This window comes from Enterobacter sp. EC_64, assembly GCF_019584165.1.
Classification (GTDB): Bacteria; Pseudomonadota; Gammaproteobacteria; order Enterobacterales; family Enterobacteriaceae; genus Enterobacter; species Enterobacter roggenkampii.
Map to the genome: position 1 here is coordinate 21082 of NZ_VDAS01000011.1, position 17431 is coordinate 38512.

General features: G+C 57.5%; 15 protein-coding genes. 11 read left to right on the forward strand and 4 right to left on the reverse strand.

All coding sequences use genetic code 11. The annotated features are described in order from the left end of the window. Both FHC52_RS10880 and FHC52_RS10885 read right to left on the reverse strand, forming a co-directional pair. Complete coding sequence (locus tag FHC52_RS10880) at positions 1-558, reverse strand: DcrB family lipoprotein (protein ID WP_008503073.1); 558 nt, start codon at positions 556-558, stop codon at positions 1-3. A gap of 72 nt (positions 559-630) precedes the next feature. After that, on the reverse strand, positions 631-1296 hold the full coding sequence (locus FHC52_RS10885) for a 7-cyano-7-deazaguanine/7-aminomethyl-7-deazaguanine transporter (RefSeq protein ID WP_008503072.1): 666 nt from the start codon (positions 1294-1296) through the stop codon (positions 631-633). A gap of 167 nt (positions 1297-1463) precedes the next feature. On the opposite strand from FHC52_RS10885, the gene tusA reads away from it, so the two are divergent. Together tusA and FHC52_RS10895 are read left to right on the forward strand one after the other, a co-directional pair. After that, complete coding sequence (gene tusA, locus FHC52_RS10890) at positions 1464-1706, forward strand: sulfurtransferase TusA (protein WP_017693840.1); 243 nt, start codon at positions 1464-1466, stop codon at positions 1704-1706. 44 nt (positions 1707-1750) lie between these two features. Continuing rightward, positions 1751-2011, forward strand: coding sequence for a hypothetical protein (locus tag FHC52_RS10895; RefSeq protein ID WP_032635425.1), 261 nt, complete (start codon positions 1751-1753; stop codon positions 2009-2011). A gap of 119 nt (positions 2012-2130) precedes the next feature. On the opposite strand, the gene yhgN is transcribed toward FHC52_RS10895, so the two are convergent. Further along, entirely contained in the window at positions 2131-2724 is a 594-nt protein-coding gene (gene yhgN, locus FHC52_RS10900; protein ID WP_003861574.1) for an NAAT family transporter YhgN, read from the reverse strand. A gap of 177 nt (positions 2725-2901) precedes the next feature. Between yhgN and asd the strand changes: the two genes are divergently transcribed. The 6 genes from asd (at position 2902) to glgP (ending at position 13622) form a co-directional block, all read left to right on the forward strand. Beyond that, positions 2902-4005: an aspartate-semialdehyde dehydrogenase gene (gene asd / locus FHC52_RS10905; RefSeq protein ID WP_021242179.1), complete on the forward strand. Its 1104-nt coding sequence runs from the start codon at positions 2902-2904 to the stop codon at positions 4003-4005. 248 nt (positions 4006-4253) lie between these two features. Continuing rightward, positions 4254-6440 carry a 1,4-alpha-glucan branching enzyme gene (gene glgB, locus FHC52_RS10910; protein ID WP_126288618.1) on the forward strand — a complete coding sequence of 729 codons (2187 nt, stop codon included), beginning with the start codon at positions 4254-4256 and terminating at the stop codon, positions 6438-6440. Then, entirely contained in the window at positions 6437-8410 is a 1974-nt protein-coding gene (glgX, locus tag FHC52_RS10915) for a glycogen debranching protein GlgX (protein WP_023326238.1), read from the forward strand. Before glgB ends, glgX begins: the two co-directional genes overlap by 4 nt. Positions 8411-8427: 17 nt before the next feature. Continuing rightward, positions 8428-9723 carry a glucose-1-phosphate adenylyltransferase gene (gene glgC / locus FHC52_RS10920; protein ID WP_008503066.1) on the forward strand — a complete coding sequence of 432 codons (1296 nt, stop codon included), beginning with the start codon at positions 8428-8430 and terminating at the stop codon, positions 9721-9723. Continuing rightward, complete coding sequence (gene glgA / locus FHC52_RS10925) at positions 9723-11156, forward strand: glycogen synthase GlgA (RefSeq protein ID WP_008503065.1); 1434 nt, start codon at positions 9723-9725, stop codon at positions 11154-11156. Before glgC ends, glgA begins: the two co-directional genes overlap by 1 nt. 18 nt (positions 11157-11174) lie before the next feature. Then, positions 11175-13622, forward strand: a complete 2448-nt coding sequence (glgP, locus tag FHC52_RS10930; protein WP_008503064.1) for a glycogen phosphorylase — start codon at positions 11175-11177, stop codon at positions 13620-13622. Positions 13623-13708: 86 nt separating this feature from the next. Here the strand turns inward: glgP and glpD are convergent, their stop codons facing one another. Beyond that, the gene (gene glpD, locus FHC52_RS10935) at positions 13709-15217 is read right to left on the reverse strand and encodes a glycerol-3-phosphate dehydrogenase (protein WP_220420071.1); all 1509 of its coding nucleotides are present in this window, start codon (positions 15215-15217) and stop codon (positions 13709-13711) included. A gap of 188 nt (positions 15218-15405) precedes the next feature. Between glpD and glpE the strand changes: the two genes are divergently transcribed. The 3 genes from glpE to FHC52_RS10950 are packed head-to-tail and all read left to right on the forward strand — an operon-like array spanning position 15406 to position 17391. Further along, the gene (gene glpE, locus FHC52_RS10940; RefSeq protein WP_008503062.1) at positions 15406-15738 is read left to right on the forward strand and encodes a thiosulfate sulfurtransferase GlpE; all 333 of its coding nucleotides are present in this window, start codon (positions 15406-15408) and stop codon (positions 15736-15738) included. Positions 15739-15785: 47 nt separating this feature from the next. Next, a complete protein-coding gene (glpG, locus tag FHC52_RS10945) occupies positions 15786-16616 on the forward strand; it encodes a rhomboid family intramembrane serine protease GlpG (RefSeq protein ID WP_063453584.1) in 831 nt (276 codons plus the stop codon). Positions 16617-16632: 16 nt separating this feature from the next. Continuing rightward, the gene (locus tag FHC52_RS10950) at positions 16633-17391 is read left to right on the forward strand and encodes a DeoR/GlpR family transcriptional regulator (protein WP_008503060.1); all 759 of its coding nucleotides are present in this window, start codon (positions 16633-16635) and stop codon (positions 17389-17391) included. The last annotated feature ends 40 nt before the right edge of the window (positions 17392-17431 follow it).

A 17431-nucleotide genomic window follows, 5' to 3' on the forward strand; every position in this document is an offset into this window, starting at 1 on the left:
TTACTGGATTACGATGGTGTTAATGATGTTTTCAGCAGCCGTCTGCGCTTTCTGCTGATCTTCCGCTGGCAGGGTGATCTGCAGGGTCAGGAGTTTGTTATCGACCTTGCCCAGCACGACAGAGGAGTAAGCGGTCTGGCCTTTCGCAGAGATGATGCTGTCCAGCTGCTGCAGCTTATGGCCTTTCAGCTCGATGGATTTATTGGTCACGACCTGCAGCTGCGGGTCGCGGCCGCGCTGCTGATCTTCCAGACGTTTGGACAGGACCGCCAGATCTTCGCTGGTGTCGTCGCCCACAATCACAATGACCGCTTTCTGCCCGGTTGCGTCGGAGTAAACGTGCATGTTATTCGCCTGAGTGCCCAGCTTGCCGCTCTGGTCAGTCATATCGGCTGGCAGAGAGAAGCTGAGTTTGCCATCCATCAGATTCACCGGCTGGCCGGTCGCATTGCTCTCTGCGGATGCGCCCTGAGCAGGCGTTTTCGTGTCGCTGTTATCACAGGCTGCAAGACCCACAACCAGCAGGCCAATCCCGACATATTTAACCAGATTGCGCATTGACTTCTTCCTTTCGATAAACGGCCATAACGGCTCATTCGCTCATCTTATCACAACTGATAAAGCGAACCCTTAACCAGCCTGCAATGCCGTGATTTCAGATTTATCTGCCAGCCTTTTCAGCAGCATATTCAGCAGCACGCCGTACATGGGCAGGAAGAAGACAATGCTGATGAGCACCTTGAAGCAGTAGTCCACCAGCGCGATTTCCATCCAGTGTTCGGCCATGAACGCATCCGGGCTACGCCAGAAGGCGATGAAGAAGAAGGCCAGCGTATCGCTCACGTTACCGAACAGCGTGGAGGCGGTGGGTGCCATCCACCAGCGATGATTCTGACGCAGGCGGTTAAACACGTGCACGTCCAGAATCTGCCCCAGCGCGTAGGCCATAAAGCTTGCTGCGGCGATACGGGCGACAAACAGGTTGAAGTGGGTTAACGCCTCAAAGCCCTGCCAGCTTCCCATATAAAACAGGGACGAAACCCCGTACGAGATGAACAGCGCCGGGAGCATGACCGCAAAAATAATGCGGCGAGCCAGCGGTGCGCCAAAAATACGCACGGTCAGATCGGTGGCGAGGAAAATAAACGGAAAACTGAACGCACCCCAGGTGGTATGAAAACCAAAGATGGAGATAGGGAGCTGCACCAGATAGTTGCTGGAGGTGATCACCAGCAAATGGAAAAGCGAAAGCCAGAACAACGCTTTTACGCGCTGTGATTCAGAAAACTGCGTCATATTGTGACCTTTTTATACGTTGGGGTGAGGGAACCCAATAAAAACCGCAGCATGATACTGCTTTGGCGGGACATTGCAATGGTTAGTTTTTACGCAATCGTTAACCTGGTTTGCATTGACCGCAACGGGGCGTAAACTACAGCCGTTTTTACCTGACCGAGAAGATCATGACCGACCTGTTTTCCAGCCCAGACCACACTCTTGATGCCCAGGGCCTTCGCTGCCCGGAACCGGTAATGATGGTACGTAAAACCGTGCGCAACATGCAGACCGGTGAAACGCTGCTGATCGTTGCCGACGACCCTGCCACCACGCGCGACATTCCCGGTTTTTGTACCTTTATGGAGCATGAGCTGGTGGCGCAGCAGACGGAAACGCTGCCGTACCGGTATTTGATTCGTAAGGGGTAGCCCTCACTTATTTGGGGGGAGGTTGAGGGTATCAGGCCGCACCCATGCTTGAACCTGTTCCTGAATATTTAAAAGCGAGTTTAACGGTAGATGACCTGCCTCTGGACGTCCCTGCCTTCGAACCGGAAGTTGATCAGTTGGGAAGCTATTGCCCGCTATTAACGCAGTTGCTGTTGGCTTGTTCACTTTCAGAGAGTGATGAAAGAGTGGCTGGAGATTTGTTGCAAGGCTTAGTTGGGCTGTATAGCGGTATGTTGAAAGCACCGCGCTGGTTGCGTACAAATGAAGGCATCTTGCCACTGTGAAAAAAGTCGGGTGGCGCTAACGCTTACCCGACCTACGGGACTAGAGCCGTTGTAGGCCGGGTAAGGCGAAGCCGCCACCCGGCAAGAATACGGCCTCTCCCACAGGGAGAGGGAGAACGTCAGCCTTTCATCCACGCCCGGATCCCATCCAGGAACATCTGCGTTGCCATCATCACCAGAATGAGCCCCATCAGGCGCTCCAGCGCGTTTACCCCTTTTTCGCCCAGCAGGCGCAGGAACAGGGACGACTGCAGCAGGATGATAAACGTCCCGCCCCAGGCAATCAGCAGGGCAATGACCAGATGGCTCATCTGGTTCGGATACTGGTGCGACAGCAGCATCAGCGTCGCCAGAATGGTTGGCCCCGCGACGAGCGGGATCGCCAGCGGCACAATAAACGGCTCTTCACCCGCAGGCAGGCCGCTGCTGCTGCCTTCCGCGCTCGGGAAAATCATCTTAATCGCAATCAGGAACAGAATAATCCCACCGGAAATCGACACGGTTTCAGCGCGCAGGTTCAGGAAGGCGAGGATTTTTTCACCCGCAAACAGGAAGATAAACATCACCAGCAGGGCGATGAGCAGCTCGCGGATCATGATCGCCCGGCGGCGCTTCGGCTCGGTGTGCTTCAACACCGACATGAAGATCGGCAGGTTACCCAGGGGATCCATTATCAGGATCAATAAAACCGCGGCGGAAATGATTTCACTCATGTAAATTATCCCTGAAACTCTCTAAGGTTATTATGATAATTAGCTGTATTTCTGATTGCCGGGCAATCATCGATTAATTTCGCTTGCGACTTTGGCAGCATTTTGTAATGTGAAGCATATCCCAGTTCAATACTGGCTTGCACAATCAGCACACACCCTCAGCAGGAAAAAAATGCTATGAAAAACGTTGGTTTTATCGGCTGGCGCGGTATGGTCGGCTCTGTACTCATGCAACGCATGGTTGAAGAGCGCGATTTCGACGCTATCCGCCCGGTCTTCTTCTCCACTTCCCAGCTCGGCCAGGCTGCTCCGTCCTTTGGTGGTACCACAGGCACGTTGCAGGATGCTTACGATCTGGAAGCGCTGAAGGCACTCGACATTATTGTGACCTGCCAGGGCGGCGATTATACCAACGAAATCTATCCAAAGCTGCGTGAAAGCGGCTGGCAGGGCTACTGGATTGACGCGGCCTCGTCGCTGCGCATGAAAGACGATGCCATTATCATTCTCGACCCGGTTAACCAGGGCGTGATCGCCGATGGCCTGAACAACGGCGTAAAAACCTTTGTTGGCGGTAACTGCACCGTCAGCCTGATGCTGATGTCCCTCGGCGGCCTGTTCGCGCAGGATCTGGTGGAGTGGGTCTCCGTGGCGACCTACCAGGCGGCGTCCGGCGGCGGCGCGCGTCATATGCGCGAACTGCTGACCCAGATGGGCCAGCTGCACCAGAGCGTCGCGACCGAGCTGGCAAACCCGGCGTCGGCTATTCTCGATATCGAGCGTAAAGTGACCGAGCTGACCCGCAGCGGCGAGCTGCCGGTGGATAACTTTGGCGTACCGCTGGCCGGCGGCCTGATCCCGTGGATCGACAAGCAGCTGGATAACGGCCAGACCCGCGAAGAGTGGAAAGGCCAGGCCGAGACCAACAAAATCCTCAATACCGCGAACACCATTCCGGTTGACGGTCTGTGCGTGCGTATCGGCGCGCTGCGCTGCCACAGCCAGGCTTTCACTATTAAACTGAAAAAAGATGTGTCTATTCCGACCGTGGAAGAGCTGCTGGCCGCGCACAACCCGTGGGCGAAAGTGGTGCCAAACGATCGCGATATCACCATGCGCGAGCTGACCCCGGCAGCGGTGACCGGCACGCTGACCACGCCGGTTGGCCGTCTGCGTAAGCTGAACATGGGGCCGGAGTATCTCTCTGCGTTCACCGTCGGTGACCAGCTCCTGTGGGGCGCCGCTGAGCCGCTGCGCCGCATGCTGCGCCAGCTGGCGTAATAATTTGTTAAATACCGGGGGTGATTTTCACCCCTTTTTTTTGCGTACTACATGGAGTAACACGCGTATGTCTTATTTTTTATCAGGAGTCATTTAGAGCGTTGGCTATGCTTTAAGGAAGAGTCATTTCTTACCTGAGGTTCGAACGGAGCAGAATGGATGCACATTTTTGTGCTGTCCCGTTCAGGTCACATTAAAAGTCGTCCCGGAGCGCTTAAAAAGGACGACATAAAAACAGGATGAATACCATGTCCGATCGTGTGGATAGAGACGTGATTAATGCGCTTATTGCGGGTCATTTCGCTGACCCCTTTTCTGTGCTTGGGATGCACCGTACTGAGGCAGGCCTGGAAGTTCGTGCCCTGTTGCCGGATGCCACAGAAGTCTGGGTGATTGAACCCAAAACCGGCCGCAAAGTCGGTAACCTTGAATGCCTCGATTCCCGTGGCTTCTTCTCGGGCGTGATGCCCCGTCGTAAAAACCCTTTTCGCTATCAGCTCGCCGTTCTCTGGCACGGCCAGCAGAACCTGATTGACGATCCCTACAGCTTTGGCCCTCTGCTTAAAGAGATGGATGCCTGGCTGCTCTCCGAGGGGACCCATCTGCGTCCTTATGAAACGCTGGGCGCCCATGCCGATACCATGGACGGCATTACCGGCACGCGGTTCTCCGTGTGGGCGCCCAATGCCCAGCGTGTCTCCGTTGTCGGCCAGTTCAACTACTGGGATGGCCGCCGCCACCCGATGCGCCTGCGTCGGGAAACCGGCATCTGGGAGCTGTTTATCCCCGGGGCGCACCACGGGCAGCTTTATAAATTCGAGATGATTGACGCCCACGGCAAGCTGCGCATTAAAGCCGACCCGTATGCCTTCGAAGCGCAGATGCGTCCGGATACCGCATCGCTGATTTGCGGCCTGCCGGAGAAGGTTATCCAGACGGAGGATCGTAAGCAGGCTAACCGCTTTGATGCGCCGATCTCCGTTTATGAAGTCCATCTCGGCTCCTGGCGTCGCCACACCGATAACAACTTCTGGCTCAGCTACCGGGAGCTTGCCGACCAGCTGGTGCCATACGCCAAATGGATGGGCTTTACCCACCTGGAGTTGCTGCCGGTCAACGAGCACCCGTTCGACGGCAGCTGGGGCTATCAGCCCACCGGGCTGTATGCGCCGACCCGCCGCTTCGGCACCCGCGACGACTTCCGCTATTTCATTGATGCCGCGCACGCCGCCGGGCTGAACGTGATCCTCGACTGGGTGCCGGGCCATTTCCCGGCGGATGATTTTGCGCTGGCAGAGTTTGACGGCACGAAGCTGTACGAGCATAGCGATCCGCGCGAAGGCTATCACCAGGACTGGAACACGCTGATCTACAACTACGGTCGCCGTGAGGTCTCAAACTACCTGGTCGGGAATGCCCTGTACTGGATCGAGCGGTTTGGCATCGATGCCCTGCGCGTGGATGCGGTGGCGTCAATGATCTACCGCGACTACAGCCGCAAAGAGGGGGAGTGGATCCCGAACGAGTTTGGCGGCCGTGAAAACCTGGAAGCCATTGAATTCCTGCGTAATACCAACCGCATTATCGGCGAGCAGGTGGACGGTGCCGTGACCATGGCGGAAGAGTCCACCGACTTTGCGGGCGTCTCCCGTCCGCCGTCATTGGGCGGCCTGGGGTTCTGGTATAAGTGGAACCTGGGCTGGATGCACGACACGCTCGACTACATGAAGCTGGATCCGGTTTACCGTAAGTATCATCACGATAAGCTGACGTTCGGGATGCTCTACAACTACACCGAAAACTTCATGCTGCCGCTGTCGCACGATGAGGTGGTACACGGTAAAAAATCGATTCTCGACCGCATGCCGGGCGACGCGTGGCAGAAGTTTGCCAACCTGCGCGCCTATTACGGCTGGATGTTTGCCTTCCCGGGCAAGAAACTGCTGTTCATGGGCAATGAGTTCGCCCAGGGGCGCGAGTGGAACCACGACGCCAGCCTCGACTGGCATCTGCTGGAAGGCGGCGACAACTGGCACCACGGGGTGCAGCGTCTGGTGCGCGATCTGAACCTGACCTATCGCCACCACAAAGCGCTGCACGAGCTCGACTTCGATCCGTACGGCTTTGAATGGCTGGTGGTGGACGACCATGAGCGCTCGGTGTTTGTCTTTGTGCGTCGTGACAAGGCGGGTAACGAGATCATCGTCGCCAGCAACTTCACCCCGGTGCCGCGCGAACACTACCGCTTCGGCATTAACCAGCCGGGCAAATGGCGTGAAATTCTGAATACCGACTCGATGCACTACCACGGCAGCAACGCCGGTAACGGTGGGCTGGTACAGAGCGACGCCATTGAAAGCCACGGGCGACCCAACTCCCTGAGCCTGACGCTGCCGCCGCTTGGCACCATCTGGCTGATGCGGGAGGGCGAATGACGCAGCTTACGGCAGGTAAACCCGAACCGCTCGGGGCGCATTTTGACGGAAAAGGGGTGAACTTCACCCTCTTTTCCGCTCACGCCGAGCGGGTTGAACTGTGCGTGTTTGACGGGGAAGGTAACGAGCACCGTTACGATTTACCCGCGCGCACGGGGGATACCTGGCACGGCTACCTGGCCGGAGGACGGCCCGGTATGCACTATGGCTTTCGCGTTCACGGTCCGTGGGATCCCGCGCAGGGGCACTGGTTCAACCCGGCGAAGCTGCTGATTGATCCGTGCGCGCATCGCGTGGACGGCGAATTTAAAGATGATCCGCTCTTCCACGTGGGCTACGGCGAGCCCGACCACCGCGACAGCGCGCCCGTCGCGCCAAAAAGCGTGGTGGTGAACGATCTTTATGACTGGGAAGACGATGCCCCGCCGCAGACGCCGTGGGGCAAGACCGTTATTTATGAAGCCCACGTCAAAGGGCTGACGTACCTGCATCCGTCGATCCCCAAAGAGATGCGCGGCACCTACAAGGCGCTCGGGCATCCCACCATGATCGCCTACCTGAAACACCTCGGCATCACCGCTCTGGAACTGCTCCCCGTCGCCCATTTTGCCAGCGAGCCGCGTCTGCAGCGGCTGGGGCTGAGCAACTACTGGGGCTATAACCCGCTGGCGATGTTCGCGCTCGAGCCGCGCTATGCCGTCCATCCGGAAAAGGCGCGGGACGAGTTCCGCGATGCGGTGAAGGCGCTCCACGCGGCGGGCATTGAGGTCATTCTGGACGTGGTGCTGAACCACAGCGCAGAAAGCGATCTCGACGGCCCGACGCTCTCCATGCGCGGAATTGATAACCGTAGCTATTATTGGATCAGGCACGATGGCGATTATGAGAACTGGACCGGCTGCGGTAACACGCTCAATCTCAGCCATCCGGCGGTCACGCATTTTGCGTATGAATGCCTGAAATACTGGGTGGAGACGTTCCACGTCGACGGTTTTCGTTTCGACCTGGCGCCCGTCATGGGACGCACGCCGGCGTTCAGCCAGCAGGCGCCATTGTTTGAGGCGATAAAAAACTGTCCGGTGCTCTCGCAGGTGAAGCTGATTGCCGAGCCGTGGGACATCGGTGAAGGCGGTTATCAGGTCGGGAATTTCCCGCCGCTGTTTGCCGAGTGGAACGACCACTACCGCGACGCCGTACGCCGCTTCTGGCTGGAGCGGAACCTGTCGCTGGGGGAATTTGCCGGGCGCTTTGCCGCGTCGAGCGATCTCTTTAAGCGCGACGGCAAACGCCCGTCGGCCACCGTTAATCTGTTGACGGCGCACGACGGTTTTACGCTCAGGGACTGCGTTTGTTTCAATCAGAAACACAATGAGGCGAACGGCGAAGAGAATCGCGATGGCACTAACAATAACCATAGCTTTAATCATGGTATAGAAGGGTTAGGCGGAAGTCTGGATGTGATAGAGCGGCGACGCGCCAGCGTTCATGCGCTGCTGACAACGCTTTTACTGTCGCAGGGCACGCCGATGCTGCTGGCAGGCGACGAGCATGGTCACAGCCAGCACGGTAACAACAACGCCTATTGCCAGGACAACACCTTAACCTGGCTCGACTGGGGTGAAGCCAACAGCGGGCTGATTCATTTTACCGCTGCGCTGATCCATCTTCGCCAGCAGATCCCCGCGCTGACCGCCAACAGCTGGTGGGAAGAGGGTGACGGCAACGTTCGCTGGCTGAATAAAGACGCGCAACCGTTAAGCGCGCAAGAGTGGCAACACGGCGTACCACGCCTGCAAATCCTGCTGTCGGATAAATGGCTGGTCACGCTGAACGCGACGGATGACGTCGCAGAGATTGTTTTACCTGACGGGGAGTGGCGAGCCGTTCCCCCCTTTGCCGGAGCGGATAATCCGGTAGTAATGGCTGTCTGGCACGGGCCTGCGCACGGAGTGTGCGTATTCCAAAGATGATAAAAAAGGAGTTAGTCATGGTTAGATTAGAGAAGAACGATCCCTTAATGTTGGCACGCCAGCTACCATTAAAAACGGTTGCCCTGATACTTGCGGGCGGGCGTGGTACCCGTCTGAAAGATTTGACCATCAAGCGCGCCAAGCCGGCCGTTCACTTTGGTGGTAAGTTCCGTATTATCGACTTTGCGCTCTCCAACTGCCTGAACTCGGGCATTCGCCGCATTGGCGTCATCACGCAGTATCAGTCGCACACCCTGGTGCAGCATATTCAGCGCGGCTGGTCATTCTTCAGCGAAGAGATGAACGAATTTGTCGATCTCCTTCCTGCGCAGCAGCGCGTTCACGGCGAGAACTGGTATCGCGGAACGGCGGATGCGGTGACCCAGAACCTCGACATCATTCGTCGCTATAACGCGGAATACATTGTGATCCTCGCCGGGGACCACATCTACAAGCAAGATTACTCCCACATGCTGATCGACCACGTCGAAAAAGGGGCGCGCTGCACCGTGGCGTGTCTGCCTGTGCCCGTTGCTGAAGCGACGGCGTTTGGCGTCATGCACGTGGATGCCGACGACAAAATTATCGACTTCGTTGAAAAACCGGCGAACCCGCCAACCATGCCGGGCGATGACACCAAATCGCTCGCCAGCATGGGGATCTATGTCTTTGACGCAGATTATCTTTATGAGCTGCTGGAAGAAGACGACAAAGACGAAAACTCAAGCCACGACTTCGGTAAAGACATCATTCCGAAAATCACCAAAGCTGGCATGGCGTATGCACATCCTTTCCCGCTGTCCTGCGTGCAGTCCGACCCGAATGCGGAACCGTACTGGCGCGATGTGGGCACGCTGGAAGCGTACTGGAAAGCGAACCTCGATCTGGCATCGGTCACGCCTGAACTGGATATGTACGACCAGAACTGGCCGATTCGTACCCATATGGAGTCGCTGCCGCCAGCCAAATTCGTGCAGGACCGCTCCGGTAGCCACGGTATGACGCTGAACTCGCTGGTGTCCGGCGGGTGCATCATCTCCGGTTCGGTCGTGGTGCAGTCGGTGCTGTTCCCGCGCGTGCGGATAAATTCATTCTGTAATATCGATTCGGCAGTCTTATTGCCGGATGTCTGGGTAGGGCGCTCGTGTCGTCTGCGTCGCTGCGTGATCGACCGTGCCTGCGTCATCCCTGAAGGGATGGTCATTGGGGAGAATGCGGAAGAAGACGCGCGTCGTTTCTACCGTTCGGAAGAGGGGATCGTGTTAGTCACACGGGAAATGTTGCGGAAGCTGCAAATCAAACAGGAGCGATGATGCAGGTTTTACACGTATGTTCTGAGATGTTCCCGTTATTAAAAACGGGCGGTCTGGCAGATGTGCTTGGCGCATTACCGGCGGCGCAAATCGCCGGAGGCGTGGATACCCGAGTCCTGCTGCCCGCCTTTCCGGATATCCGGCGCGGTATACCCGATGCAAAAGTGGTGACCCGCCGTGAAACGTTTGCCGGACGCATTACCCTGCTGTTTGGACATTACAATGGCGTAGGGATTTACCTGATTGACGCGCCGCATTTATACGATCGCCCGGGTAGCCCGTATCACGATACGAACCTGTTCGCCTATACCGACAACGTGCTGCGCTTTGCGCTCCTCGGCTGGGTTGGAGCAGAAATGGCGACGGGGCTGGATCCGTTCTGGCGTCCGGATGTGGTGCATGCGCACGACTGGCACGCCGGGCTTGCTCCGGCGTATCTCGCCGCGCGCGGCCACCCGGCGAAATCGGTCTTTACCGTGCATAACCTGGCCTATCAGGGGATGTACTACGCCCATCACATGAATGACATCGATCTGCCATGGTCGTTCTTTAACATGCACGGTCTGGAGTTTAACGGGCAGATCTCGTTCCTGAAGGCGGGGCTGTACTACGCCGATCACATCACGGCGGTGAGCCCAACCTACGCGCGTGAGATCACCCAGCCGGCATTTGGCTACGGCATGGAAGGGTTGCTGCAGCAGCGCCACCGCGAAGGCCGCCTGTCGGGCATTCTGAACGGCGTGGATGAACAGATCTGGAGCCCGGAAACCGATCTCCTGCTGGCGGCGCGCTATGGCCGTGATTCCGTGGAAGACAAAGCGGAAAACAAACGCCAGCTCCAGATTGCGATGGGCCTGAAGGTTAACGACAAAGTGCCGCTGTTCGCCGTCGTAAGCCGCCTGACCAGCCAGAAAGGGCTGGATCTGGTGCTGGAGGCGTTGCCCGGTTTACTGGAGCAGGGCGGGCAGCTGGCGCTGCTCGGCGCGGGCGACCCGGTATTGCAGGAAGGTTTCCTTGCCGCCGCCGCGGAACATCCGGGGCAGGTGGGCGTTCAGATTGGCTACCACGAGGCGTTTTCGCACCGCATTATGGGCGGCGCGGACGTCATCCTGGTGCCGAGCCGTTTCGAACCCTGCGGCCTGACGCAGCTTTACGGCCTGAAATACGGCACCCTGCCGCTGGTGCGCCGCACGGGCGGACTGGCGGATACGGTATCGGATAGCTCACTGGAAAACCTGGCGGACGGTATCGCCAGCGGGTTTGTCTTTGAGGACAGTAATGCCTGGTCGCTGCTTCGGGCGATTCGGCGTGCTTTCGTCTTGTGGTCCCGTCCATCGCTGTGGCGCTACGTCCAACGCCAGGCGATGTCCATGGACTTTAGCTGGCACGTTGCGGCGCAGTCATACCGCGATCTCTATCAACGCTTGATGTAACGAGGCGAAGTTACTGATATGAACGCTCCATTTAGCTACTCTTCACCCACGCTCAGCGTTGAGGCGTTAAAGCACTCCATCGCCTACAAGCTGATGTTCACCATCGGAAAAGATCCGGTTATTGCCAACAAGCACGAGTGGCTGAACGCCACCCTGTTTGCGGTGCGCGACCGCTTAGTTGAACGCTGGCTGCGCTCAAACCGCGCCCAGCTCTCGCAGGAGACGCGTCAGGTTTACTATCTGTCGATGGAATTTTTGATTGGCCGCACGCTGTCCAATGCGCTGTTGTCGCTCGGTATTTATGACGACGTCAAAACCGCACTGGAAGAGATGGGGTTAGATTTAGAAGAACTGATCGACGAAGAGAACGACCCGGGCCTCGGTAACGGCGGTCTGGGACGTCTTGCCGCCTGCTTCCTCGACTCGCTGGCGACGCTGGCGCTGCCGGGCCGCGGCTACGGTATTCGCTACGATTACGGCATGTTCAAGCAAAACATCGTCGACGGGCGTCAGAAAGAGTCCCCGGACTACTGGCTGGAGTACGGCAACCCGTGGGAGTTCAAGCGCCACAACACGCGCTACAAGGTGCGCTTTGGCGGGCGTATTCAGCAGGAAGGAAAAAAATCCCGCTGGGTGGAAACGGAAGAGATCCTGGCCGTGGCCTACGACCAGATCATCCCCGGCTACGACACCGATGCCACCAACACGCTGCGCCTGTGGAGCGCTCAGGCCAGTAGCGAAATTAACCTCGGTAAATTTAACCAGGGTGACTACTTCGCGGCGGTGGAGGATAAAAACCACTCCGAGAACGTATCCCGCGTGCTGTACCCGGATGACTCGACCTACTCAGGCCGCGAGCTGCGCCTGCGTCAGGAGTATTTCCTCGTTTCGGCGACCATTCAGGACATCCTCAGCCGCCACCATCAGCTGCACAAAACCTACGCCAACCTGGCGGAAAAAACCGCGATCCACCTTAATGACACCCACCCGGTGCTCTCTATTCCGGAGCTGATGCGCCTGCTGATCGACGAGCATAAGTTCAGCTGGGACGACGCCTTTGAGGTGACCTGCCAGGTGTTCTCGTACACCAACCACACGCTGATGAGCGAAGCGCTGGAGACGTGGCCGGTGGACATGCTTGGCAAAATCCTGCCGCGCCATCTGCAGATTATCTTTGAGATTAACGACTACTTCCTCAAGACGCTGCAGGAGCAGTATCCGAACGATACCGGCCTGCTGAGCCGCGCGTCCATCATTGATGAGTCGAACGGTCGTCGCGTGCGCATGGCCTGGCTGGCGGTTGTCATCAGCCACAAGGTCAACGGCGTGTCCGAGCTCCACTCGAACCTGATGGTGCAGTCGCTGTTTGCGGACTTCGCGAAGATCTTCCCGACGCGGTTCTGCAACGTGACCAACGGCGTCACCCCGCGGCGCTGGCTGGCGCTGGCCAACCAGCCGCTCTCTGAGGTACTGGACGAGAATATTGGCCGCACCTGGCGTACCGATTTGAGCCAGTTGAGCGAGCTGGAACAGCATATTGATTTCCCGACGGTGAACAAAGCCGTGCGCGAAGCCAAGCTGCTGAACAAAAAACGTCTGGCGGTCTGGCTGGCGATGCACCTCAACGTGGTGGCAAACCCGAAAGCGCTGTTCGACGTACAGATCAAACGCATCCATGAATACAAGCGTCAGCTGATGAACGTGCTGCACGTGATCACCCATTACAACCGCATCAAGGCCGATCCGACGGCCGAATGGGTGCCGCGCGTGAAGATCTTCGCCGGTAAGGCGGCGTCGGCCTATTACATGGCGAAGCACATTATTCATCTCATCAACGACGTGGCGAAGGTGGTTAACCAGGATCCGGACATTGGCGACAAGCTGAAGGTGGTGTTCATTCCGAACTACAGCGTCAGCCTGGCGCAGCTGATCATCCCGGCAGCGGATCTTTCTGAGCAGATTTCTACGGCGGGCACGGAGGCGTCCGGCACCAGTAACATGAAGTTTGCCCTTAACGGCGCGCTGACCATCGGCACGCTGGACGGGGCGAACGTCGAGATGCTGGAGCACGTGGGCGAAGAGAATATCTTTATCTTCGGTAATACGACGGAAGAGGTAGAGGCGCTGCGCAGGAAAGGCTACTCGCCCCGTCAGTATTACGAAGAGGATGAAGAGTTGCGTCAGGTACTGACGCAGATTGCAACCGGCGTGTTTAGCCCTGATGAACCGAGCCGCTACCGCGATCTGGTGGATTCGCTGATTAACTTTGGCGATCACTACCAGGTGCTGGCGGATTACCGCAGCTACGTCGACTGTCAGGATAAGGTGGACGAACTGTATCGCCAGCCTGAGAAGTGGACCAGCGCCGCGATGTACAACATCGCCAATATGGGCTATTTCTCGTCAGACAGGACCATCAAGGAGTATGCCGAGACGATCTGGCATATTGATCCGGTGAGGTTGTAAAAACAAAGCCCGGTGGCGCTGCGCTTACCGGGCCTACGGGATCGAGTAGGCCGGGTAAGGCGGAGCCGCCACCCGGCTTTTTTGTATTAGGACGCCAGCGACAGCTCGCGTTTCGCCGCATGTTGCAGCAACCACTGCGCCACGCGAGACTGCTGTTCGGCGTTGAGCCACATCCCTTCTTTGGTACGGCGCCAGATAGCATCATCCAGACGACGCACCCACTCGTGCTCAACCAGATAACGCAGCTCGGCTTCGTACAGCTCGTGGCCGAAATGCTCGCCCAGATCGGCAATCTCTTTTGCATCACCCAGGATCAGCTCGGTATTGCTGCCGTAGGTGCGGGCATAGTGGCGCGCCATCCCTTCAGTGAGGAACGGGAAGCGACGGCGCAGCTTCGCGGCGTAATCATCGCGGTTATCGCCGATATCACCGCCGGGCAGTACCGCGCCTTTGGTCCATGCCGGGCCAATGCCTTTGTAGTACGGCGCCAGTTTTTCCAGCGCGTGCTCGGCCAGCTTGCGGTAGGTGGTGAGCTTACCGCCAAATACGGAGAGCAGCGGCGCCTGACCGTCAACGTCGTGAATATCGAGCGTATAGTCGCGGGTGATGGCCTGCGGTGAGTCGGATTCGTCATCGCACAGCGGACGCACGCCGGAGTAGGTCCAGACCACGTCGTCGCGCGACAGCTGTTTCTTAAAGTGCGCGTTATACACTTTAAGCAGGTAGTTCACTTCACTCTCGTCGATCTCAACGTTCTTCGGATCGCCTTTGTACTCCACGTCGGTGGTGCCGATGATCGAGAATTCGTCCATCCACGGGATGACGAACACGATGCGCTTGTCTTCGTTCTGCAGGATGTACGCCTGCTTCTGGGTATGCACGCGCGGCACCACAATGTGGCTGCCCTTTATCAGGCGAATGCCGTACGGGGATGGCAGATGCATGCCGTCGTCAAAGAACTGTTTCACCCACGGGCCGGTGGCGTTCACCAGGCCGCGCGCTTTCCAGCTGAATTTCTCGCCGGTATCGATATCTTCCGCTTCGACAATCCACAGGCCGTTTTCACGACGGGCAGCGGTCGCGCGGGTGCGGGTTTTCACCTCGCCGCCTTTCTTCTCAACCATCTGCGCGTTCGCCAGCACCAGGCGGGCATCATCCACCCAGCAGTCGGAATATTCGAATCCGCGCACGATTTCCGGCTTAAGGACCGATTCTGAGCCAAAACGCAACCCTTTCGAACCCGGGAGACTGGTGCGTTTACCCAGATGATCGTACATAAACAGACCAATGCGGATCATCCACGCCGGACGCAGATGCGGGCGATGGGGCAGGCGGAAGCGCATCGGAATCGCCAGATGCGGGGCCATTTTCAGCAGCACTTCACGTTCGGCCAGCGCTTCACTGACCAGGCGGAATTCGTAGTGTTCCAGGTAGCGCAGGCCACCGTGAATCAGTTTGGAGCTGGCGGACGACGTCGCGCAGGCGAGATCGTTAGCTTCCAGCATCAGTACGGATAAACCGCGTCCTGCGGCATCGACCGCAATACCGGCACCGTTGATGCCACCGCCTATCACAATCAGATCTTTGGTTTCCATAACACCCTCATGCACTTTCGTTAAAGCTCAGAAATGTTCGATATCGCTCATAATAGCAAAGGAACGCGCTTTTGGTAACATCAAAAAAACAATTTAGAGTGATATGGATAACATAATGGCGTTTACCCGCCGCCAGGACGTACACTACGGGGTAAAATCTTGTCGTTGACCACTGTTAAGAGAACACCATGGATCAGTTTGAATGTATTAACGTAGAAGAAGCCCACCAGAAGATGCACCAGGGAAAAGCGGTGCTGGTGGACATCCGCGATCCGCAGAGTTTTGCGATGGGCCATACGCCGGGCGCGTTTCATCTCACCAACGACACGCTGGGCGCGTTTATGCGCGATAACGACTTCGACACGCCGGTGATGGTCATGTGCTACCACGGCAACAGCAGCAAAGGCGCGGCGCAGTATCTGCTTCAGCAGGGTTACGACGCGGTTTACAGCGTCGACGGCGGTTTCGATGCCTGGCATCGTCATTTCCCGGCGGAAGTGGAATACGCGTTTGAGCGCTGATCCCGCTATACTGTCCCCTTTTGTGTGGAAATAAGCGACCGCTGCCCATGTTGATGATCACCTCTTTTACCAACCCGCGCGTCGCCCAGGCGTTTGTCGACTATATGGCGACGCAGGGCGTTATTCTGACTATTCAGCAACATACGCAAACCGACGTCTGGCTGGCCGATGAGAGCCAGGCCGGGCGGGTAAACGAGGAGCTGGCGCGTTTTCTTGAGAACCCTGGCGACCCGCGCTATCTCGCGGCCAGCTGGCAATCCGGCCAGACCGGCAGCGGATTGCACTACAGCCGCTTTCCCTTCCTTGCCACCCTTCGCGAGCGCGCGGGCCCGTTTACGCTGCTGCTGATGGCGGCCTGCATCATCGTCTTTATTATCATGAACGTGGTCGGCGACCAGAGCGTGATGATTGCCCTGGCGTGGCCCTATGATCCGTCGCTTGAGTTTGACGTCTGGCGCTACTTTAGCCACGCGCTGATGCACTTCTCGGTGATGCATATCCTCTTTAACCTGCTCTGGTGGTGGTATCTCGGCGGTGCCGTTGAAAAGCGTCTGGGCAGCGGCAAGCTGATCGTTATCACCATCATCAGCGCGCTGTTGAGCGGCTACGTACAGCACAAGTTCAGCGGCCCGTGGTTTGGCGGGCTGTCGGGTGTCGTCTATGCCCTGATGGGCTACGTCTGGCTTCGCGGGGAGCGCGATCCGCAAAGCGGCATCTATCTGCAACGCGGATTGATAACCTTTGCGTTAATATGGCTAATTGCCGGATGGTTTGATCTGTTTGGTATGTCTATCGCCAACGGTGCGCACGTCGCCGGGCTGGCCGTGGGGCTGGCGATGGCCATTGCCGACACGCTCCATGCGCGAAAACGAACATAATTCTCAGGGATAATTGATGAAACAAACACAACGTCATGACGCCATTATCGAACTGGTAAAAAAACAGGGATACGTCAGCACCGAAGAGCTGGTGGAGCAGTTTGCCGTCAGCCCACAAACCATCCGTCGTGACCTGAACGACCTGGCCGATCAGAACCGTATTCTTCGCCACCACGGCGGCGCGGCGCTGCCGTCCAGCTCGGTCAACACCTCCTGGCACGACCGAAAAGCGACGCAGACGGCGGAGAAAGAGCGCATTGCCCGCAAGGTCGCCAGTCAGATCCCGAACGGGGCGACGCTGTTTATTGATATCGGCACCACGCCGGAAGCGGTCGCCCATGCGCTGCTGGATCACGAGAACCTGCGCGTGGTCACCAACAACCTGAACGTCGCCAATACCCTGATGCAAAAAGACGATTTCCGCATCATCCTCGCGGGCGGCGAGCTACGCAGCCGCGACGGCGGGATTATCGGTGAAGCGACCCTCGACTTTATCTCTCAGTTCCGCCTCGACTTCGGCATTCTGGGCATCAGCGGCATCGACAGCGACGGTTCGCTGCTGGAGTTTGATTACCACGAGGTGCGCACCAAGCGCGCGATCATTGAAAACTCACGCCACGTGATGCTGGTGGTGGATCACTCGAAGTTTGGCCGTAACGCGATGGTGAACATGGGCAGCATCAGCATGGTGGATGCGGTCTATACCGACGTGATGCCGCCAGCGGGCGTGATGCAGGTAATTAAAGATAATAATTTGCAGCTGGAACTGTGCTAACGGTTGTGTCGGGTGGCGCTGCGCTTACCCGACCTACAAA